The sequence below is a fragment of the Providencia sp. 2.29 genome, from assembly GCF_015832305.1.
Classification (GTDB): Bacteria; Pseudomonadota; Gammaproteobacteria; order Enterobacterales; family Enterobacteriaceae; genus Providencia; species Providencia stuartii.
This window is the reverse complement of sequence record NZ_CP065420.1, coordinates 111685-132908: the sequence shown is the minus strand read 5'-3', so window position 1 is coordinate 132908 and position 21224 is coordinate 111685. Positions and strand designations below refer to the sequence as shown.

Annotated in this window: 16 protein-coding genes, 1 tRNA gene and 1 pseudogene; 5 read left to right on the top strand and 13 right to left on the bottom strand. The window is 41.9% G+C overall.

What is annotated here, in order from left to right:
• From I3B46_RS00550 to I3B46_RS00525, 6 genes and pseudogenes are all read right to left on the bottom strand, one after another.
• The gene (locus tag I3B46_RS00550; RefSeq protein ID WP_173914478.1) at nt 1-1479 is read right to left on the bottom strand and encodes a SulP family inorganic anion transporter; all 1479 of its coding nucleotides are present in this window, start codon (nt 1477-1479) and stop codon (nt 1-3) included.
• Nucleotides 1480-1751: 272 nt separating this feature from the next.
• Nucleotides 1752-2064: pseudogene (locus I3B46_RS00545) on the bottom strand (ArsC/Spx/MgsR family protein); the annotation flags it as partial.
• 357 nt (nt 2065-2421) lie between these two features.
• Nucleotides 2422-3006: an antirestriction protein ArdA gene (locus I3B46_RS00540; RefSeq protein WP_163761880.1), complete on the bottom strand. Its 585-nt coding sequence runs from the start codon at nt 3004-3006 to the stop codon at nt 2422-2424.
• 395 nt (nt 3007-3401) lie between these two features.
• Nucleotides 3402-3614, bottom strand: a complete 213-nt coding sequence (locus I3B46_RS00535; protein WP_231405885.1) for a hypothetical protein — start codon at nt 3612-3614, stop codon at nt 3402-3404.
• A gap of 119 nt (nt 3615-3733) precedes the next feature.
• Nucleotides 3734-4951, bottom strand: coding sequence for a tyrosine-type recombinase/integrase (locus I3B46_RS00530; RefSeq protein WP_104873094.1), 1218 nt, complete (start codon nt 4949-4951; stop codon nt 3734-3736).
• A 209-nt stretch (nt 4952-5160) separates the two neighbouring features.
• A tRNA-Sec gene (locus I3B46_RS00525) sits at nt 5161-5255 on the bottom strand.
• 256 nt (nt 5256-5511) lie between these two features.
• On the opposite strand from I3B46_RS00525, the gene prlC reads away from it, so the two are divergent.
• Nucleotides 5512-7554, top strand: a complete 2043-nt coding sequence (gene prlC, locus I3B46_RS00520; RefSeq protein ID WP_072502632.1) for an oligopeptidase A — start codon at nt 5512-5514, stop codon at nt 7552-7554.
• Between the two features lie 4 nt (nt 7555-7558).
• Nucleotides 7559-8311: a 16S rRNA (guanine(1516)-N(2))-methyltransferase RsmJ gene (gene rsmJ / locus I3B46_RS00515; protein WP_169342359.1), complete on the top strand. Its 753-nt coding sequence runs from the start codon at nt 7559-7561 to the stop codon at nt 8309-8311.
• 59 nt (nt 8312-8370) lie between these two features.
• Here rsmJ and gdhA read toward each other — a convergent pair whose 3' ends face one another.
• Nucleotides 8371-9702 carry an NADP-specific glutamate dehydrogenase gene (gdhA, locus tag I3B46_RS00510; RefSeq protein WP_004916027.1) on the bottom strand — a complete coding sequence of 444 codons (1332 nt, stop codon included), beginning with the start codon at nt 9700-9702 and terminating at the stop codon, nt 8371-8373.
• Between the two features lie 265 nt (nt 9703-9967).
• On the bottom strand, nt 9968-10402 hold the full coding sequence (gene uspA, locus I3B46_RS00505) for a universal stress protein UspA (protein ID WP_004916030.1): 435 nt from the start codon (nt 10400-10402) through the stop codon (nt 9968-9970).
• Nucleotides 10403-10875: 473 nt separating this feature from the next.
• Between uspA and uspB the strand changes: the two genes are divergently transcribed.
• Nucleotides 10876-11211: a universal stress protein UspB gene (gene uspB / locus I3B46_RS00500; RefSeq protein ID WP_004916033.1), complete on the top strand. Its 336-nt coding sequence runs from the start codon at nt 10876-10878 to the stop codon at nt 11209-11211.
• A 120-nt stretch (nt 11212-11331) separates the two neighbouring features.
• Here uspB and pitA read toward each other — a convergent pair whose 3' ends face one another.
• Nucleotides 11332-12819, bottom strand: coding sequence for an inorganic phosphate transporter PitA (gene pitA, locus I3B46_RS00495; protein WP_004916035.1), 1488 nt, complete (start codon nt 12817-12819; stop codon nt 11332-11334).
• A 477-nt stretch (nt 12820-13296) separates the two neighbouring features.
• Here pitA and I3B46_RS00490 point away from each other — a divergent pair, with 477 nt between their 5' ends.
• Nucleotides 13297-14499, top strand: coding sequence for an NAD(P)/FAD-dependent oxidoreductase (locus I3B46_RS00490; protein WP_040132638.1), 1203 nt, complete (start codon nt 13297-13299; stop codon nt 14497-14499).
• Nucleotides 14500-15037: 538 nt separating this feature from the next.
• Entirely contained in the window at nt 15038-15736 is a 699-nt protein-coding gene (locus I3B46_RS00485) for a pirin family protein (RefSeq protein WP_004916039.1), read from the top strand.
• An 87-nt stretch (nt 15737-15823) separates the two neighbouring features.
• Here I3B46_RS00485 and pckA read toward each other — a convergent pair whose 3' ends face one another.
• The 4 genes from pckA to I3B46_RS00465 all read right to left on the bottom strand — a co-directional run bounded on the left by pckA (nt 15824) and on the right by I3B46_RS00465 (nt 21158).
• A complete protein-coding gene (gene pckA / locus I3B46_RS00480) occupies nt 15824-17443 on the bottom strand; it encodes a phosphoenolpyruvate carboxykinase (ATP) (RefSeq protein ID WP_004916041.1) in 1620 nt (539 codons plus the stop codon).
• A 204-nt stretch (nt 17444-17647) separates the two neighbouring features.
• Nucleotides 17648-18520, bottom strand: coding sequence for an Hsp33 family molecular chaperone HslO (gene hslO / locus I3B46_RS00475; protein WP_004916045.1), 873 nt, complete (start codon nt 18518-18520; stop codon nt 17648-17650).
• Between the two features lie 85 nt (nt 18521-18605).
• Nucleotides 18606-19013 (bottom strand): ribosome-associated heat shock protein Hsp15, encoded by a 408-nt coding sequence (gene hslR / locus I3B46_RS00470; RefSeq protein WP_004916047.1) that lies wholly within the window; start codon nt 19011-19013, stop codon nt 18606-18608.
• 51 nt (nt 19014-19064) lie between these two features.
• A complete protein-coding gene (locus I3B46_RS00465) occupies nt 19065-21158 on the bottom strand; it encodes an IgaA/UmoB family intracellular growth attenuator (protein WP_163761879.1) in 2094 nt (697 codons plus the stop codon).
• Between the last annotated feature and the right edge of the window lie 66 nt (nt 21159-21224).

Genomic DNA, 21224 nt, shown 5'->3' with positions numbered 1-21224 from the left:
TTAATGACCTCCCATGAATTTTTCAATTTTTTTCGGGTCGTCATGAATACCAAATTTATCAACCAATGTTGCAGTGGCTTCATTCATCCCTTTAATTTCAACATCAATGCCTTCACGTCTAAACTTAATCACCACTTTATCTAACGCGCTGACGGAGGTGATATCCCAAAAATGAGCATGATCCACATCAATAATCGCTTTATCAATGTCTTCTTTAAAATCAAAAGCATTAACAAAGCGTTCTGATGTAGCAAAGAAAATTTGTCCTCGAACCTCATAATGGCGTGCTTTTTTATCTCTGCTTGATGTAACTGTCATGTATCGCGCGACTTTATTAGCAAAATTAAGCGCTGCGATGAGCACCCCGACAAGTACCCCGTAAGCCAGATTATGGGTCCAAACGACAACAATGACGGTGGCTATCATAACGACACTGGTTGATAGCGGATGAACTCGTATATCAGCAAGGGATCGCCAAGAAAAGGTTCCAATTGACACCATAATCATCACAGCAACTAACGCCGCCATGGGGATTTTTGATACCCAATCATTAAGAAAAACCACCATTAACAATAAAACAATACCGGCAACCAGTGTCGATAATCGGCCTCGGCCACCCGATTTTATATTGATGATGGATTGACCAATCATCGCACATCCTGCCATCCCGCCAATAAATGCAGTGGCAATATTCGCAATACCTTGCCCTTTGCATTCTCGATTTTTATCACTGGTTGTATCAGTCAAATCATCCACAATCGTTGCGGTCATCATCGATTCTAATAAGCCAACAACGGCAAGCGCTAGTGAGTAAGGTAATATGATCAGTAGCGTTTCGATATTCAAGGGAATATCAGGCACAAGGAAGATAGGTAAACTGTCAGGCAAAACGCCCATATCACCGACTGTGCGGATATCAAGACCCAGACTAATTGAAATTACCGTTAATACAACGATACACACTAATGGTGAAGGAATGGTCTTATTGATTAATGGAAACAGATAGATAATCCCTAAGCCTGCCGCGGTCATGGCATAAACATGCCAACTCACATGGGTTAACTCTGGAAGTTGGGCTAAAAAAATCAAGATAGCTAACGCATTAACAAACCCCGTTACGACAGAGCGTGAAACAAACCGCATTAAATTACCGAGCTTTAAATATCCTGCGATAACTTGAAATATCCCGGTTAAAACCGTCGCGGCTAATAGATACTGAAGGCCATGTTCTTTCACAAGAACGACCATTAAAAGTGCCATTGCTCCCGTTGCGGAGGAAATCATACCGGGGCGTCCTCCGATAAAAGCAATAATTACCGCAATGGAAAATGCTGCGTATAACCCGACTTTAGGGTCGACGCCGGCAATAATTGAAAAAGCGATTGCTTCAGGAATTAACGCTAAAGCAACAACAATACCGGCAAGCACATCCCCACGGATGTTACCTAGCCAGTCCTGACGAGTGGAGGACAACAGCATATTGGATTACCTTGTAATCTATCAATCCCTTGATGGGCGAGTGTATTTTAAATAAGCGAAATTATCCCTAAGAAGGGATGACGAAATTGGCTGATTTAGTATCAACCTAAAAGGAGGGCGGGAGCTCAGGGTGGCGTAAGACGCATAATATAATTATCTGTTCCTATTGATAGCAAGTTTTAAAAAATCAAGACTAACAGTACGTAATTAAGTTCCCTATTAGCATGAGCGCATTGGTACTATACATCAATGCACGCACCATGATAAGTATATTACTTAACTCTGACAACTTGTATGTCTACAATAAGCTCACCATCTTCTTTGATAAACTCATGTTGTTGCGGATGAGATAATATCTCCAATACGACTTCAGATGGTCGGTAAAGTTTAGTTCCTATTGGTGCAATATCAAATCAGTATTGGGTATTGCAACATAAAATCAATCAGTTGGTCATCGGTATAAATATCATTTTCTAAGGCTAATTGTTCATACCGTTCAACATTTTTTCGTAATAACGCCCTTACCGTAATTTTCATATCGGCAATAAGTTTTACTAACATATCCTTAGACGGTGGGGTTTCTAAATTTTAATTTTTCAATGTAATAGCATCGAGTGTTAATGCTATCGTATAAGATATCGCCTGTATCCCTTGATATTACAGGGCTAAGAGCAAACTTTGGACTTTTCGATGAAATGGGCGCGTAACCCCTTCTACTAGTGCATTTGTCATCACAGTAAGATAAATATCCATTTAATGGTTTGCATTAAATAAAAAAAGAACACCATAATAGCCATCTTTACGGATATCCGTAAAGATGGCTTATAGTAGAGTTTAGTTTGATTGGTGTTCTAGCTTATGGATGTTATTGGGATACTATTGCATTATTTATTCTCCGCCCAATGGGATCAAAGCGGTTTGACTCCCATTCTGTTATCCTATCTACCCACTTATATGATAAACATATCCTCCACTGTGAAAAATCCCCCCTTGTTCAAGACAAACATCACGTCCATAGCGTTCATAGTCAAAGTAATGGGATAAATGCCCCAGTTGGGCTAAATCATAACAACCACTTTCTTCTATCCAGTAATAACCTAAATCATATTCATTATTGACCCCCGCTAATTGCTGGAAAGAATCTAAATTATCCGCTAAATGAATTAAATCATGGATTGAACTCGTTGAAGAACTGATTTCAATGGCTGCCTGATAAAGGTTAATTTCATCAGGCGATAACATGGCTAATCGCGAGGCTAACTCATTCAACTCATCTAAAAGGCTATATTCTGAAATGTAAGAAGAAAGGCCATCAATGGAGGATTCATAGTCGGTCAAAAAATACTCTTCATAGTGAATGCCATCAATGCCAATCCGCATTAAACAGTGTTCGATCTCTTTTGAGGTTGCCGGAAGCTCAAGCCACTCACCAACCAGTTCACCTTCGTTATATTTACCTAAATTCGTAATAAAAACAGAAATCATCCCCAATTTTAGGCATGGGGAAGCCGTCGCTGTTATACGCATATTCGTGTCCTATTATTGATGTATTGTGATTTAATTAATGGCGATATTTTGATAAAGGGAGCTATTTCCCTTTAGAAGATGATATTGATATAAAAAGCCAATCAGCTGAAAAACAGGCAACTCGCTTTAAAAATGATTAATGACGTTTTAGATCAAGATGATGAGTAGACTCACAGTCCCGATAACATGTTATGTTTTTTACCATGATTTATTTTTGTGTGGGTTAAAACGAAAAAAGCCCCTGCCAATAAACTAGGGTCAGTTCAGACTCACAGACTCCTAAGAGATGAAACCCCATCAGGGGTTTCCGTTAACTTATGGCTATCAATCAAACGTGTATTCACACTCGATACATTCATAACGATCAAATACCACGCCATCTAAAGCTGAACCACTCACAGCCCAGCAGTAGCTCCAGCGACTAAACGTCCAAATAGAGCGCCTACCGCAGCACCAGCAATCGTCCCTACAACAGGAACAGCAGAGCCGATAGACGCTCCAGCTAGTGCGCCTGATACGCCACCAGCAACAGCTCCTGTCTTTTTCCCAATATGACGTTCACGAATGCGAGTTGAATCGCAGGCCGGGCAACGAATGTAATTTTCCATAATAATTTCCTTTTAGGTTGATTTAAAAGCAAAAAAGCCCCTGTCCGTGAGGACAGAGGCTTTCAGTGATAAAGCTTCTTTATTGAATGAGATGTATTACGATAAATCGTGGTTAGTTATCATGCGTTTTGACGATGAAAATTCCCATGAACAATATTGCCACCATTTCTCAATGAATCGATATAGTCGGCATACCACTGCATCATTTCTCGCCTACCTTCTAAATATTGCGCATGGTTATAGGTTCCTCGAATAGAGTTTTTATCGATATGCGCGAGCTGGGTTTCAATCCATGCTGAATTAAATCCTTGTTCATGCAGGATTGTACTCATCGTGTGACGAAAGCCATGTCCTGTTAGTCTTCCTTTATACCCCAACAACTCAATAACCTGATTTACGCTTTCCTTACTGATCGGTTTTCTATGGTCATTACGGCCTATAAACACAAGCTCATAATGCCCTGACAGTGGTTTGAGTGAATTAAACAGCTCGATCACCTGTTTAGATAGTGGCACTACATGTGGTCGCTTCATTTTCATCACTTCAGCAGGAATTTCCCAAATCCCTTTTTCTAGATCAATATCCTGCCAACGCGCATAGCGGAGCTCTTGTGTACGTACAGCTGTCAGCAGAATAATTTTAGTTGCCGTTTTGGTGATCACACTACCTGTATACCCTGCTAGATCCTTTAGAAAATAAGGTAACTCTTCAGCGGTTAAAAATGGAAAGTGTTGTTTCTTCGGTGGAGCTAAAGCAGAAGCCAGATCAGGGGCTGGGTTATATTCAGCTCGACCAGTAATAATTGCATAGCGAAAGACCTCCCCGCAGCGCTGGCGGACTTTGCGCATCTTCTCTAAGGCTCCGCGCTTCTCCATCTTACGCAAAGTTTCAAGTAGCTCTAAGGGCTTAATCTCTGCTATCGGACGCTTACCAATGTAAGGAAAGATATCCTTTTCAAAGGTATCAATAATTTCATCACGGTAACGTAGTGACCAGCGATCCGCTTTAGAGGTGTGCCACTCACGAGTTACTGCTTCAAAAGTACTTTCAGAAGCTAAGTGCTTTTCTAATCTAGCTAATTGCTTTTGTTCACTTGGATCTTTATTTTGAGCCAACAATTTTTTCGCATCATCACGCTGGTTTCTTGCTTCCGCTAATGTCACTTTCGGGTAAACACCAATAGAAAGCATTTTTTCTTTGCCTGCGAAGCGGTACTTCATTCTCCAATATTTAGAACCATTGCGATTAACGATCAGATATAACCCACCTGAATCAGAAAGTTTGTAGGGCTTATCTAGCGGCTTTGCCGTTTTTATTTTTATATCACTCAGAGCCATAATAAAACCTCCGTAAGCCCTATCTGTTTCAAAGAAAATGAGAATTTGGGGGTGCAAGATATAGCATACCTAAATGCACCCCCGATTAACACCCCCAACTGGGGGTTGATGTGGAGTAACCTCAGTTGAACTGAGTTGACTATGATTTGCTTTTATAGGTTGAATTTAAAGGATTTAATTGACTTCAGTGGAGGTGTGTTGAGCTTGTGTGGCGGAAGATCACAGGAGTCGAACCTGCCCGGGACTGCTGGCAGCCCCAACTGGATTTGAAATCCAGCCGCCTCACCGGAGACGACGATCTTCCTTATCTGTAGAGGCTTGATTATAGCCCGAATACTCTATTTTCCAAAGCCTATGAAATCAAATAGTCACATTTATTGATAAAGATTAAGCACAAAAAACGTTATCTTGTATTGAGGTTTTCATTTCCGCCCCCATATAATTTTACATATTCACAGTGGCGTGCTGCTTTCGTTAAGTTGAGGGTCAGCCGTTTAACTTATTGTCAATACAGTAAGCCTTGGCCTACGAGCGCAAGCCTGCTATCACAGGATGTTTATATGACAAACCCATTATTAACCGATTCTGTACTACCTCATTTTACTAAAATTGAACCTGAACACGTCTTTCCTGCGGTTCAACAAGTCCTGACTGAATATCGTCAAACTGTCGAAAATATCCTGTCAGCCACTCATCAATATACTTGGGATAACCTATGCCAACCGCTTGAAGAAGCAAGCGATAAACTATCCCGTGTATGGTCACCCGTTGGGCACCTTCATTCCGTCAAAAATAGCCCAGAACTGCGTGAAGCTTATGAAAAATGCCTACCATTACTCTCTGAATTCAGCACTTGGATGGGCCAACATGAACCTCTCTATCTGGCGTATAAATCCCTAAAAGATAGTGCACAATTTGCTTCACTCAGCCAATCCCAGAAAAAATCGATTGAAAATACGCTGCGCGACTTCGAATTGTCAGGCATTGGTCTACCACCTGAAAAACAACAGCGCTACGGTGAAATTGTTGCCCGTTTGTCAGAAATCGCCTCTAAATTCAGCAACAATGTCCTTGATGCGACAATGGGCTGGACCAAATTAATTAAAGATGAAAGCGAACTGGCTGGTATGCCTGAAAGCGCTATCGCGGCAGCAAAAGCAATGGCTGAATCCAAAGGTGAAGAAGGCTATTTACTCACTCTGGATATGCCAAGTTACTTACCTGTAATGACTTATGCAGATAACGCTGAGCTACGCCGCGAGATGAGTTATGCCTATAGCACTCGTGCTTCCGATCAGGGTCCGAATGCAGGCAAATGGGATAACAGTGAACTTATCGATGAATTGATGGCACTGCGTCATGAACTCGCTCAATTGCTTGGTTTTAAAAACTTTGCTGAAAAGTCACTCGCAACAAAAATGGCTGAATCGCCAGAGCAAGTATTAGACTTCTTAACCAATTTAGCTGAACGAGCTCATCAACAAGGTAAGGATGAATTAGCGGAACTCACCGCATTTGCGAAAGAACATTATGGCGTCGATAAGCTCGAATCTTGGGATATTGCTTATTACAGCGAAAAACAGAAGCAGCACAAATTCTCACTGAGTGATGAGCAACTGCGCCCTTACTTCCCAGAGCAACGTGTTATTGAAGGTCTGTTTGAAGTCGTTCATCGTATTTATGGTTTAACAGCCAAAGAGCGCAAAGATGTTGAAACATGGCACCCCGATGTGCGTTTCTTTGAGCTATATGATGACACCAACACATTGCGCGGTAGCTTCTACCTTGACCTATACGCGCGTGAGCACAAACGTGGCGGTGCGTGGATGGATGATTGTGCAGGTAGAATGGTTCATAAAGATGGCTCGCTACAAAACCCTGTCGCTTATCTGACTTGTAACTTCAACAAACCACTTGGTGATAAACCCGCTTTATTCACTCATGATGAAGTGATCACCCTATTCCACGAATTTGGTCATGGCCTGCACCATATGCTGACAAAAATCGATGTCGCCGATGTTGCGGGTATCAATGGTGTACCTTGGGATGCCGTTGAATTACCAAGCCAATTTATGGAAAACTGGTGCTGGGAGCCTGAGGCGCTTGAGTTTATCTCTGGACACTATGAAACGGGTGAGCCATTACCACGCGCAATGCTTGATAGCATGTTGGCAGCGAAAAACTACCAATCTGCCATGTTTGTTCTGCGTCAGTTGGAGTTTGGTTTATTTGATTTCCGCTTACATGCTGAATATGACCCAGCGAAAGGCGCGCAAGTCATGCCAACCTTATATGCGGTAAAAGAAAAAGTAGCCGTTGTTCCATCACCTGAATGGAGCCGTTTCCCACATGCCTTCAGCCATATCTTTGCGGGTGGTTATGCTGCGGGGTATTACAGCTATTTATGGGCAGATGTACTTGCGGCAGACGCCTATTCACGCTTTGCGGAAGAAGGTATTTTTAACCGCGAAACTGGGCGATCATTCCTCGACAATATCCTCAGTCGTGGTGGTTCAGAAGAGCCAATGGTACTGTTTGAACGTTTCCGTGGCCGTAAGCCTGAGCTGGATGCAATGTTGAAGAGCTATGGTATCAATGGCTGATCACATCAAGATCCAATTGATCTGTGAAGAGGGTGCCGATCAAGGCGCCCTATCTCAACTTGCTGAAAAATGGAATCTTATCCATTGTCCTGATGCCATTATGGCGCTGGTTCTGACACCTGAGAATTTGCAATTACGCAAAATGGATGAACCAAAACTAGGGGGGATTTTTGTCGATTTTGTTTCAGGGGCAATGGCGCACCGACGTAAATTTGGTGGCGGCCGTGGTGAAGCTGTTGCCAAAGCTGTTGGGATCAAAAAAGATTATTTACCCGATGTAATTGATGCGACTGCTGGTCTTGGGCGTGATGCTTTTGTGTTAGCGGCGCTAGGTTGTCAGGTACGTATGTTTGAACGTCATCCTGTTGTTGCCGCGCTGTTAGATGATGGACTACAACGTGGTTATCAAGATAGCGAAATTGGCGAGTGGCTAAAACAACGTATGTCGTTAATCCATGCCTCGAGTATTACTGCATTAGCCAATATCACAACACCGCCTGATGTTATTTATCTCGACCCAATGTATCCACACCGCCAAAAAAGTGCATTAGTCAAAAAAGAGATGCGTGTTTTTCAATCATTGGTAGGGGCTGATGATGATGCCGATTCTTTATTGGCTCCCGCTTTAGCCTTAGCTAAACGTCGTGTCGTTGTGAAGCGACCAGATTATGCGGACCCCCTTGCGGGGCAAAAAGCGCCTTCTGCCGTCACAACTAAAAACCATCGGTTCGATATTTATCCATGTATTAAAACATAACAACGAAGGGCGCATATATCGTTATAATCGCCCTTTCGCGTATGTTTTTAATTAGGAAATTACAAAATACCTTGTGCGAACATTGCATCGGCTACTTTTACAAAACCTGCAATGTTTGCGCCTTGTACATAGTTGGTCTGTTTCCCTTCACCACCAAACTCAACACAGTGGTTATGGATATCTAACATAATATGATGCAAGCGCGCATCAACCTTCTCTGCTTTCCATCCCATACGGGCTGCGTTTTGTGCCATCTCTAAACCGGATGTCGCCACTCCTCCCGCATTCGCGGCCTTACCTGGTGCAAATAAAACACCGGCCTCAAGGAAAAGCTCAGTCGCTGGGATTGTCGTTGGCATATTCGCGCCTTCAGCAACCGCTTTAACACCATTTTTGATCAGCAATTCTGCGGCAGCAGTATCTAATTCGTTTTGTGTCGCACATGGTAGAGCAATATCAACAGGTACACACCAAGGTTGCTGACCTGCTAAGTAGGTTAAGCCAAACTCTTTTGCATAGGCCTCTACACGACCATAATTGTTTTTAATTTCTTCCAAACGCGCTAATTTTTCTGGTGTAAAGCCAGCTTCATCAACAACAGTACCATTTGAGTCGGATGCCGTGACGACCGTTGCGCCAAGCTCCATACATTTTTCAATCGTATACTGCGCAACGTTACCAGAGCCAGATACCGCTACACGCATGCCTTCAAAACCTAAACCATGGCGTTTTAACATCGCATTTGTGAAATAAACTAAACCGTAACCGGTTGCTTCTGGGCGAATTAAGCTTCCCCCGAAAGAGAGTCCCTTACCCGTGAAAACACATGAAGTATCATTCGATAATTTCTTCATCATCCCAGCCATAAAACCAACTTCACGACCACCAACCCCGATATCACCCGCGGGTACGTCAGTATCCGCGCCTAAATGGCGATACAATTCGGTCATCAGTGCTTGGCAAAAGCGCATCACTTCACCATAGCTTTTGCCTTTCGGATCAAAGTCAGAGCCACCCTTGCCACCGCCCATTGGTAAGGTTGTCAGTGCATTTTTTAGTGTCTGTTCAAAGCCTAAGAATTTTAGAATGGAAAGGTTAACTGAAGGGTGGAAACGCATACCGCCTTTAAATGGGCCGATAGCAGAGCTATATTGAACCCGCCAAGCCCTATTCACTTGCACTTTACCTTGGTCATCCACCCAACAAACACGAAACTGAATCACTCTTTCAGGCTCAACAAAACGCTCAAGTAGTGCTTGTTCACGATATTTAGGATTATTTTCTAAGAATGGCCAAAGTGAGGTAAAGACTTCGCGAACAGCCTGGAGGAATTCAGGTTGCTGAGGGTCTCTTTTTTGTACAGACTCCAAGAACGATGATAGTGAATTCATCTATATCTTCCTTTTTAAATTTTTTGTTGTGATATTCCTCACTCTTTCTTGTGATAATTTTTGGGGAAATGTGAGGTTGATTTGCATTTACCTATTGAATATATCACTAGTTTGTATTCAAGTTTCAAGGTTTTTTTTACTCTAATACAAAAAAATTTTTCTTGACCCGACAATAAGTAACTTAATTTAAATTTTTTAAGCCAAAAAAAACGCCTGCATAAGCAAGCGTTTTTAGCGAATAGTTTTTCATTTTTAACTGAATGGATTATTCATCATCGTCATTCAGTGGAACAATCAACATATCAACATGGACAGTATTAATCAACTGGCGAGCTGAAGACATCAACTTGCTCCAAAAATCTTGGTGGTGACCACAGACCACTAAGTCCATATCATATTTTTTAATTGCATCAACCAAGACCTGACCAAGATCACCACTACCGCTCAATGTTTCTTGAATTTCATAACCTGCGCCTGCGGAGAGGTCTTTGAGTGAATTACGAGTTTCATCCGTGATACGCTGTTGCATGTCGCCCAAATTCACATCAATAAGGCCAGTGTAGAGATCTGAGTAGTTCACATCAACATGGATCATGGATACTTTAGCCCCGTAAGGTTTTGCCATAGAGACGGCTTTATCCAGTAATATTTTACTTTCAGGTGATAAATCTACCGCTACGAGAATATGTTTGTACGCCATAAAGTAAACTCCTTCCGAATGCTGATTTTGTGATAAGTTAAGAGCCTATCCTATTCTTAGCCTCTTAACTCACCAATCGCTTATAAATACTATACCTGCATACTATGATAGATAAGTGTCGTTTTGATCACATCTGTGCAGATTAGCCTAGTGAATCTTTCATCACATAACATTTTAGAAAACAATAACATCATCTCTACAATATTAATATATAAACGAGAGTTATGTGTGATATTTTTCAATATAAACAAGCAGTAGCCTATTTCTTAGATAATCATTCTGTTATTACACACTTTTACCCAATATCTCTTTTTTATCAGCTTAAATTCGGATAAAAATCGCTCAAAAATCCTCGAGTTTGCACTTTTTTTAGGCAACTTATTATCCTACAATAAACAATAAGCTAGCTTAACACTGTGTTTGCTTTATTTCCTTTGTAGCAACAGCGCAAGCTGATACCTAAGGAGGTGAGTATGTTCAGTATGGTTGCCTTGTTCTGGGCTTTATGCTTTTTGTGTATCATCAATATGATACGCTACTTTTCTTCCATCCGTGTTTTGCTTTATATCCTACGGGATACCGACCCGTTGCTTTATCAATCTGTCGACGGTAATGGCTTTTTCACAACCCACGGCCAGTTAAACAAACAGCTAAAACTGGTTCGTTATATCAATAGTAAGCAATACCTTGAGCATTTTGACGATGAGGTCATATTACGGTGTGAGAGGATACGCAAACAATTTCTACAAATTAGTCAGCTAAGCATCTTAGTGATTGTTAGCTTAATTTACCTACTTATTTTTGCTTAATAGCAGGGTAAAAAAACAAACTCGATACTCCACGGTTTTCAAGGCAAAAAAATAGTGATGAACTGAGCAGCTCATCACTATTATGTTGTATTCATTCTATCAACAGTTTGTGAAACTGTTCTAGATAATCATCAATGCAATCCAGTACAAACCACCAGATAGACAGATAGAAACAGGCAGTGTTAATAACCATGCCAAAGCAATACTCTTAATTGTCTTGCTCTGAACACCCCCACCGTCAACGACCATGGTTCCCGCAACTGCGGAAGATAATACCTGAGTCGTCGAAACAGGCATCCCTGTGTAGCTCGCAACACCGATTGAAACAGCGGCAGTCACCTGAGCAGAAACACCTTGCGCATATGTCATGCCTTTCTTACCGATTTTCTCACCGATAGTGACAGCAACGCGTTTCCAACCAAACATTGTTCCGAGAGACAGTGCTAAAGCAACTGAAATAATGATCCACAATGGCGCATACTCAACGGTATACAGTAAGTCATTACTCAATTTTTTCAGCAAGCTTGCATCTTGAGAGCTAGTTTCTGGCAGCTTAGCAACCGCATTTGCGGTATCAGAGATACACATTAATAAGCGACGCATATGATTACGTTGCTCTGGTGATAACTCATCGTAGCTTTGTACGCCATTCAACAGCTTTTGAGCTTGGCTCAGAACGATAGCCGTACGTGAGCTATCACAATGGAACTCTTCGCCAATTTCATCGGTGCCAGTCACTGCTGGTGTATTTTCAATTGCATGGTTGAGTGCTGGTTTATGTGTCTCATAGTATTGTTGCAAGTGAACAACAGCATCATGCGTTCTTGCGATATCGTAACCGCTTGAATTCATATTGACGACAAAACCGGCTGGCGCAACACCAATCAGTACTAACATGATAAGACCGATGCCTTTCTGACCGTCATTTGCACCATGTGAGAAACTCACGCCAACGGCGGAAAGAATCAGTGCAGTACGGGTCCAGAATGGTGGCTTGCGCTTACCATCTTTTTTCTCACGCTCTGCGGGCGTTAAGTGAATACGGCGACGTTTTTTCGTACCACTCCAGTAACGGCGTAGAACAAATATCATCAAGCCCGCGATCACAAAACCAATAGCAGGAGAAAGGATAAGGGACATGAAAATACTGATCATTTTGGGTATGTTGAGTGCATCCACAACCGATGAATCAGTCACAATTGCATTGGTTAAACCAACACCAATAATCGCCCCGATTAACGTATGAGAACTGGATGCAGGGATACCAAAGTACCAGGTTCCAAGGTTCCAGATAATTGCAGCCAATAGCAATGAAAAGACCATTGCTAGGCCGTGAGCTGAACTCACATTAAGCAAAAGATCTGTCGGCAATAGGTGCACAATTGCATAAGCAACGCTTAACCCCCCGAGCAGAACGCCAAAAAAGTTAAAAACACCCGCCATAACAACCGCGAACTGAGCGCGCATTGCACGGGTATAAATAACTGTCGCTACCGCATTCGCGGTATCATGGAAGCCATTTATAGCCTCATAGAACAGCACAAATAACAGTGCCAGTACTAACAGTAGGCCGGTGTAAAATTCCAAACCTGTAAAAAGATGTAGCATAGACGTTAAGCCATTTTATGTTGGTCATGAACGCGGCGCATTATCAGTGACAAACGCTAGCGGTGGAAGCAAAATCTAACCTTTTTTTGATTTCACTACTGTTGAAAAAAGTACAACATGATTATTATCCTATAATTATCAGCATATTACACAATTTGTTTTTATTCTGATTTTTTTTCTCTTTTTCGTTAGAATTTCACGCAAATCAGAGTAAATTCATCTTTTTTGGCGAATATCGAACGAACCGCTGATCTTTTAGAAAAACCCTAAAACCAATTTTAGGTCAGCGTCATTGATTAATCACTGACCAAAAAATAAGCCTAAAAGTTCAGCAGACCCTAATTATAATATGTATTCAATACTTTTCATCAGTTGTTACACGATACATGGTATCGCAACGATAAAAGTTTAACGAACTCTAGCCACTCATAAAATTGTAGTGTCTTTTAAAATCAAACAGATAGAGAATTTCTTATTGTGAAAAATTATAACGTCATTATTCTGGGTGCAGGTGCCGCAGGACTTTTTTGTGCATCACTCGCAGGGAAGCGTGGTTTGAATACACTGGTCTTGGATAACGGAAAAAAACTTGGCAGAAAAATCCTCATGTCAGGAGGCGGGCGTTGTAACTTTACCAATATCTATGCCGAACACAGTAATTACCTTTCCGCCAACCCTCACTTTTGTAAGTCAGCACTTGCTCGCTATACACAGTGGGATTTCATTGCGTTGGTTAATAAATATAATATCCCTTACCACGAGAAAACATTAGGCCAATTATTCTGTGACAATAGCGCCCAAGATATTGTTGATATGCTCGAAGAAGAGTGCCGCTTACCCAATATCACCATAAAATTGCGTAGCGAAGTGACTGGCGTTGAAAAAATAGACAACGGTTTTGTGGTAACAGTGAACGGAAATAAAGTGAGTGCACACTCACTTGTTGTCGCAACGGGCGGCCTATCCATGCCCGGACTAGGAGCGACACCTTTTGGTTATCGAATTGCCGAACAGTTCGGTCATCAGATTTTACCGACCCGCGCAGCGTTAGTTCCTTTTACACTGCATAAGCCACTGTTAGAGACGCTACAAGTCCTCTCGGGTGTCTCTGTTGCAGCAACCGTTACCTCCGCCGATGGTACTTTATTTAAAGAAAATATTCTTTTTACTCACCGTGGCCTATCTGGCCCCGCTATTTTACAGATCTCCAATTATTGGAACCCCGGAGAGTTTGTAAGTATTAACTTACTTCCTGAACACTCTCTGACGGATTATTTGGCTGAAGAAAAGCAAACACATCCAAACCAATCCCTTAAAACAACACTCGCCAAATTATTACCAAAACGGTTAGTTGAAGTTTTGCAAACGCTAGGCCAGATACCTGATTGCGCACTCAAACAACTTACCCACCCACAAATTGAGACACTGCATAACAACTTACATCAGTGGCAAATACAACCTAATGGTACTGAAGGCTATCGTACCGCTGAGGTCACTTTAGGTGGCGTTGATACCCGCGAAATTTCATCGAAAACGATGGGCTCACTAAAAACAGAAGGATTATATTTCATCGGTGAGGTTTTGGATGTCACAGGCTGGCTAGGCGGTTATAACTTCCAATGGGCGTGGAGTTCGGCTGCGGCTTGCGCGGAAAATCTGCCGTTACATACAGAGCAATAAACTATTTAAAGGCGTAACCTACGCAAAAAATCATTTAAAGCCACGCAATGGTTTTTGCATAAACATGATTAAACGGGGTAATAGCGAGGCATTCTAACCTCAATAATACCCCTACTTTCCCTATGTATCGTTCAAAAATCTCGCTGAACCTATAAAAAGTTAATCCATTGAAAAATAATGGATATTATTTAATTTGATAGAAATCATATAATTGCGATTTTTATTGTAATTTATACGATTTTGATTAAAAAAAACACTTTACAAACGATAGTGATAACTATTATCATCAAATCACTACCTCGACATCACTGATACAGTCACTGTCTTGGCAGTACGACATTGCTCACATTGCTTCCAGTGTTTAGTTTAGCCAGCCTTGTGCTGGCTACTTTTTTATCTCCTGATCTTGTTCAAACTTTTTGAATTCTATGGTCAATCGTAACGGCTTCTCTCTATTATTAAATTGTTTAAACTGTCATCAACAAATTTAGCACTGTTCCAACATCGGTTGGCGATAGGCTTTTAAGGAGATGACACAATGATCTATTTACGCAAAGCAAATGAACGTGGCCATGCTAATCATGGTTGGCTAGATAGCTGGCATACTTTTTCGTTTGCCAATTATTATGATAAGCAATTTATGGGTTTCTCTGCGCTCCGTGTCATCAACGAAGACGTTATCGATGCAGGGCAAGGCTTTGGTACCCATCCTCATAAAGATATGGAGATCCTCACCTATGTTCTAGAAGGCACCGTTGAACATAAAGACAGCATGGGCAATATGGAGCAGATCCCAGCCGGTGAATTTCAAATAATGAGTGCCGGTACGGGGGTACGTCATTCTGAGTACAACCCTGATGATAAAAACCGCCTTCACCTTTATCAAATCTGGATTTTGCCGGAAAAGGCCGGTATCGAGCCACGTTATGAGCAAAAACGTTTTGATTCAAAGGATGGGAAACAGCTGGTGCTATCACCTGATGCGAGAGATGGCTCGCTAAAAGTGTATCAAGACATGACATTGTGGCGTTGGGCGTTATCGAACAATGACACCCAAACCTATGCGATTGCCGACAAACGCGTTGTTTGGATCCAAGTGGTTAAAGGCAACATCGAGGTTAATGGCCAAACTGCCACAACCAGCGATGGCTTAGCGATCTGGCAAGAAGCTAGCCTCACAATGACAGCGAGTGAAGACAGCGAAATTTTACTGTTTGATTTACCTGCTGCTGACTAATAGATGACTGCATGCAGATTTACTCACTCAATAAAAAAACAAAGGCCCTGAATTCAGGGCCTTATAATTATTGGTTCAACAAACCCATTACAGTTTAGGGCCTGCTTTCACTAATGCTGCACCTGCTGGCGTGTCAGTATATTTGTCGAAGTTCTTCACGAAACGATCAGCCAAGTCTTTCGCTTTCTCATCCCATTGTGATTTATCAGCATAGGTATTACGAGGGTCAAGGATATTGGTATCAACGCCCGGTAATGCTGTTGGAACTTCCAAATCAAAGATTGGCAGCTTAATGGTATCTGCTTTTTCGATATCACCACTTAAGATAGCGTCAATAATAGCGCGCGTATCTTTAATAGAAATACGTTTACCAGTACCGTTCCAACCCGTATTCACTAAGTAAGCTTTCGCGCCGGCAGCTTCCATACGCTTAACTAATACTTCAGCATATTGTGTTGGGTGCAGTGATAGGAATGCCGCACCAAAACAGGCAGAGAAGGTTGGTGTTGGTTCAGTGACACCACGCTCAGTACCTGCCAATTTAGCCGTAAAGCCAGATAGGAAATGATACTGTGTTTGCTCTGGCGTCAAACGTGAAACTGGAGGTAACACCCCAAACGCATCTGCCGTTAAGAAAATGACTTTCGTCGCGTGACCCGCTTTAGAGACTGGCTTAACAATGTTTTCGATATGGTAGATTGGGTAAGAAACACGCGTGTTTTCTGTTTTCGAACCATCGTCAAAATCAACGCTACCATCCGCCAGTACCGTGACGTTTTCTAACAGAGCATCACGTTTGATGGCACCATAGATATCTGGCTCAGCTTCTTTAGAAAGGTGGATAGTTTTTGCATAGCAACCACCTTCAAAGTTAAACACACCATCGTCATCCCAACCGTGCTCATCGTCACCGATTAGCTTACGTTTTGGATCTGTAGACAATGTTGTTTTACCTGTACCAGACAGGCCGAAGAAAATAGCGACATCGCCTTTTTCACCAACGTTAGCAGAACAGTGCATTGATGCGATGCCTTTAAGTGGCAACAGGTAGTTCATCATTGAGAACATACCTTTTTTCATTTCGCCGCCGTACCAAGAACCACCGATTAACTGCATGCGCTCTGTTAGGTTGAAAGCCACAAAGTTTTCTGAGTTCAGACCTTGCTCTTTCCAATTTGGGTTAGTGCATTTTGCACCGTTCATAACGATAAAGTCTGGCTCAAAACCAACCAGTTCTGCGTCAGTTGGGCGAATAAACATGTTTTTAACGAAATGCGCCTGCCATGCCACTTCCGTGATAAAACGCACTTTTAAGCGAGTGTCCGCATTCGCGCCACAGAATGCATCAACGATAAACAAACGTTTACCTGATAGCTGCTCTGTCACTAAATGTTTTAATTCACTCCAAACTTCTTGGGTCATTGGTTTGTTGTCGTTTTTACCTTTGCCCTGATCAGCCCACCAGACAGTATCACGGGTGACATCATCACGCACAATGTACTTATCTTTTGGTGAACGACCAGTAAAAATACCGGTATCAACCGCAACAGCACCTAACGTGGTCACTGTGCCACGCTCATAGCCTTCTAATCCAGGTTTAGTTTCTTCCTTGAATAGCAGTTCATAACTAGGGTTATAGACAACTTCGGCTACATCATGAATGCCATATTGTTCGAGTTCCTTCGGGGTAATACTTTTAGCGCTCATTATTATTGCTCCTGGTAATCATAACTAATCTACAGATGATCATAATTCTTTACGACTAATTAACAGCGATAGCTATCAAAGAATTGAAAATGTATAATTTTTTTTAATTCATTATGAGACTTAGAGCACGTAATAAGCCTTTAAAATTATAAAAAAAGGGTGCAAAATTGCACCCTCGTCACATAATTAGGTTGCTAAATCGTATCAGTGAAGTTGCTGATTTTGCTCATTTTTCAACCCTTGAATATCGGATTCAATAAATACGTAGTGTGAGCCACAATATTCACACTCCATATCAATTTTTCCATCTTTTTGCAATATATCGATAACATCTTCTTCAGGTAAAGTCATTAATGTGCTTTCACAACGCTCCCGTGAGCAAGTGCAACGAAATTCAACGGATTGTGGGTCGTATAGCGTAACATCTTCTTCATGATATAAACGATGTAGCACCTCTTTGACATCCAGCTCACTCAACTCTTCGCCTTTAATGGTCGCGGTCAACTGCACTAAGTGATCAAAGATATCATGGCTACCTTCATCCGCAGCAGGGAGTACTTGCAGTAACATGCCGCCGGCAATCGCTTTACCTTGTGATTCACCAACGCGAATAAACAAGCGCGTTGGTAACTGTTCTGACTGCATAAAGTAAGCATCAATGCACTCTTCTAGCGTTTCACCTTCGATTGCAACAATCCCTTGATAACGCTCCCCTTGATTGGGTGTGATAGTAATGACCATATAGCCATTACCAATCATCTGCTTTAGTGTGCTCCCAGCAACCACGGGGCCATCAACACGCGCAACACCCCGCATTTGTTGTAAGTTATTGCCATTAATAACAGCCAAATTCACTGGGCCATCACCTTGGATTTGTACAGTAATATCACCGTCAAATTTCAATGTTGCGGTAAGCAGGCTGGTAGCAACAAGCAATTCACCTAATAGTCCTTTAACGGCATCTGGGTAGTCATGATTGTTCAGGATCTGCTGAAATGTCTCATCGACAGTGATCATCTCTCCACGTACAGCATGCTGTTCAAAAAGGAAACGGTGGAGTAGGTCTTGTTTAGCCATAATTTCTCTCTATTGCTTATGAGAGGCCTCGTTAAAAACCTCTCACCTTGATTAAAATGTTTTTAAATACGAATAACATCAACGGTTACACGTCATGGGAATTTGTCTGCTTAAATTTTAGCAGGGTTCGACGCTCTTTTTTATCGGGTCGCCGTTCTGGATGCGGCATCGTTAATGCGTTCATCTTCCGAGCTTGGGCCAATTTTTCACGCTGCTCTTGGCTCTCGGGGGTTTCACGATAAAGTAATTGGGCTTCTGGCGCGCCTCTGCGCTGACCACTCACTTCCAATACTTCGACAGTCCGTTCATCATTACCTTGCCTTAGCCTGATTAACGCATTCAGTTCAACAATTTTACCGGGCTTGGTCCTTTGCCCGTTGTAATGAACTTTTCCGCCATCAATCATATCGCGAGCTATCGAGCGTGTTTTGTAAAAACGCGCTGCCCATAACCATTTATCTAGGCGAACTTGTTCTGTAGGTGATTGTTTCATGATGTTATCCTCAGTGCCAATCTTTAAAATGAGGCCTCCATCATTTAGAAACTAACTTTGATTGGAGGGATTGTCTGCCTCAAAGCACTTATCATAATATCGTTTAATATTACGTAATCGCTTTTTATTATTCATGATACGGAATATGACTAAAGTACCATTTAATAACACGCCAATGCCGAGAAAGAGAGTGAATAAGGAACTGATCACATATTGCGACAATACCTTCTCATCCGGTTTGCTATGAAGGGTGATATGTAATGTCCCGTTCGCATCCGTCGACAAATCCGTGATAATACCTTCGACATCAAACGGGGTGTTGATAAGCAAGCCCGCTATCCGTTTAAGCTCCACCCAGCGTTGCAAAGGCGTCATATCATTGAATGTGCTCCCCACGATAAAATCGACGAGCGCTTTATTTTCATCACTGATCAGTAGCACGCCACCCGGTGGAGGGCTATTCAGTTTTGCAGCCTCTTTTTCAACTTCGACTTTGATAAATTCATATGTGGTGACTTCAACTAGCTTTTCCAAGGCCTCGGCACTACCTGCGCGTAATAAAACATGAGCGCCACTTAATTTCCCTGTGGACGCTTTAACAACAAGTGTTCCCCAATCATCGGTGCTGCCTAAATTGGTTAGCGCACTTTTCAGCTTAGAGCAGGCATGTTCTTGGTAACATAACTCGTTGGTTTTCAATATTATTTCAGAGAAATCAAAAATAATATTCATCCCTGATTTCATAATATCACGCTGTAAGCGCGGGTTAACCCCAACACTGTTTTTTTCAGGGTGTAACTGCTTTTGCACTGTATTAAGTAGCCTAATTGCGCGCTCTATCACTTCAGATTCCGGGTCTGGCGTCAAATTCATATTGTTCCAATACACACCTGAACAATCAAAAGGCGCAAACTGAGCATGATTCGTATCAGACAGATTAGGCGGCCGATAGCACATCCCAACCCCTTTCGCACTTAAACTATCACCAACTTTTAATTTTCGCGTTTCCAGTTCAGCCACATTCATGACCTTGATCTTTTCAGCGCCCTCAAGCCATGCAAACCCGAGTTTGATGGGTAAGCACATGGATTGATAGGAAAACATCAAAAATAAAACCAGTAAACCAGTTGCGAGTATCAGGAGATTTTTTTTATATCGCCGATAAGGGTAATAGCGCTCCTCTTCGTGCAATGATAGAAATTGCCCATGCCGCAAAACCTGCCCTGACGGGTACATGTCTATCTGAGTCGCTTTGTTTAACTCATGGTGGATATAAGGTTCCCAATGGGAAGGGTAATAGAGATCGATCCCCCCTATAGAGACGGTCGATGATTGCCTTTTATCTAATTCCCCATACAGTTCCCACCGTTTCGGTTGCCCAAAAACGCACTGCACATCTTGTAATTTCTTAGGGAAGACACGTAAGCGAAAGAGAGCCAATAGGCCCGCAACAAAACAGAAAAAGGCTCCGACAAACCCCCATGACTGCAAAAAAGGAATGGCAATTAGTGCTAAATACCCAAGTAAAAAGCTCAAACAAATCAGTAAAGTGCCTAGCCAACCAGAGGAATGATTTAGCCGATGCTCCTCAATAGTTTCTTTGCGAACACGCAATACTTGAACATTAGGTTCTCCTCTTTCATGAATTGCCGCTTCAGGGGTAACAATTTCCTGAATATCATCAGAGGTCCACTCATAATTAAAATCTTTTAACGAGAAATTATTTAGAGAAATAATTAATGGTAGATGGTTAGTTTCAACTAACTCCATCACATTTTTTTGCTGTAAATAAGGTTCAAGCTGGTGGGGAAGTTTAACTTCAATGGTATCAATAAAATAACGCCAACTATTCGCTTGCTCTTGCCGCAAATTAAATCGAGTGACTGAATTACACACCGTTGCGATCACGGCATTTTTCTTCAATTGCCACGGTGTTTGCTCAGCGCTTTGGGAAGGAAAAGGGTTGGTACGTAAGTACTGAGAGATGATTTGATAGTCGTTATCTATCATCATCCGGTAAGATGGCTCAGCTTGAGAAGGGATCTGATAGACACCAGAATTCCGCCCCCGCCTGAAATACAGAAAGGAAGCCATTATAGTTAGGCTAATTATAAAAATAGCCATTATAATGACGTAAGTAAGCATTTTTTCCCCAGTGAAATAATATCAAGAAAAGCATAGCAATCACGGCGCTATCGCTATATAAGCCAA

Excerpts from the sequence above, each read along its gene's own strand:
- hslO (WP_004916045.1), bottom strand. The coding sequence starts at position 18,520 with ATGGCTAAACAAGACCTACTCCACCGTTTCCTTTTTGAACAGCATGCT.
- prlC (WP_072502632.1), top strand. The coding sequence starts at position 5,512 with ATGACAAACCCATTATTAACCGATTCTGTACTACCTCATTTTACTAAA.
- I3B46_RS00485 (WP_004916039.1), top strand. The coding sequence starts at position 15,038 with ATGATCTATTTACGCAAAGCAAATGAACGTGGCCATGCTAATCATGGT.
- uspB (WP_004916033.1), top strand. The coding sequence starts at position 10,876 with ATGTTCAGTATGGTTGCCTTGTTCTGGGCTTTATGCTTTTTGTGTATC.
- hslR (WP_004916047.1), bottom strand. The coding sequence starts at position 19,013 with ATGAAACAATCACCTACAGAACAAGTTCGCCTAGATAAATGGTTATGG.
- I3B46_RS00540 (WP_163761880.1), bottom strand. The coding sequence starts at position 3,006 with ATGCGTATAACAGCGACGGCTTCCCCATGCCTAAAATTGGGGATGATT.
- I3B46_RS00530 (WP_104873094.1), bottom strand. The coding sequence starts at position 4,951 with ATGGCTCTGAGTGATATAAAAATAAAAACGGCAAAGCCGCTAGATAAG.
- I3B46_RS00465 (WP_163761879.1), bottom strand. The coding sequence starts at position 21,158 with ATGCTTACTTACGTCATTATAATGGCTATTTTTATAATTAGCCTAACT.
- I3B46_RS00535 (WP_231405885.1), bottom strand. The coding sequence starts at position 3,614 with ATGGAAAATTACATTCGTTGCCCGGCCTGCGATTCAACTCGCATTCGT.
- pitA (WP_004916035.1), bottom strand. The coding sequence starts at position 12,819 with ATGCTACATCTTTTTACAGGTTTGGAATTTTACACCGGCCTACTGTTA.
- I3B46_RS00550 (WP_173914478.1), bottom strand. The coding sequence starts at position 1,479 with ATGCTGTTGTCCTCCACTCGTCAGGACTGGCTAGGTAACATCCGTGGG.
- gdhA (WP_004916027.1), bottom strand. The coding sequence starts at position 9,702 with ATGAATTCACTATCATCGTTCTTGGAGTCTGTACAAAAAAGAGACCCT.
- uspA (WP_004916030.1), bottom strand. The coding sequence starts at position 10,402 with ATGGCGTACAAACATATTCTCGTAGCGGTAGATTTATCACCTGAAAGT.
- pckA (WP_004916041.1), bottom strand. The coding sequence starts at position 17,443 with ATGAGCGCTAAAAGTATTACCCCGAAGGAACTCGAACAATATGGCATT.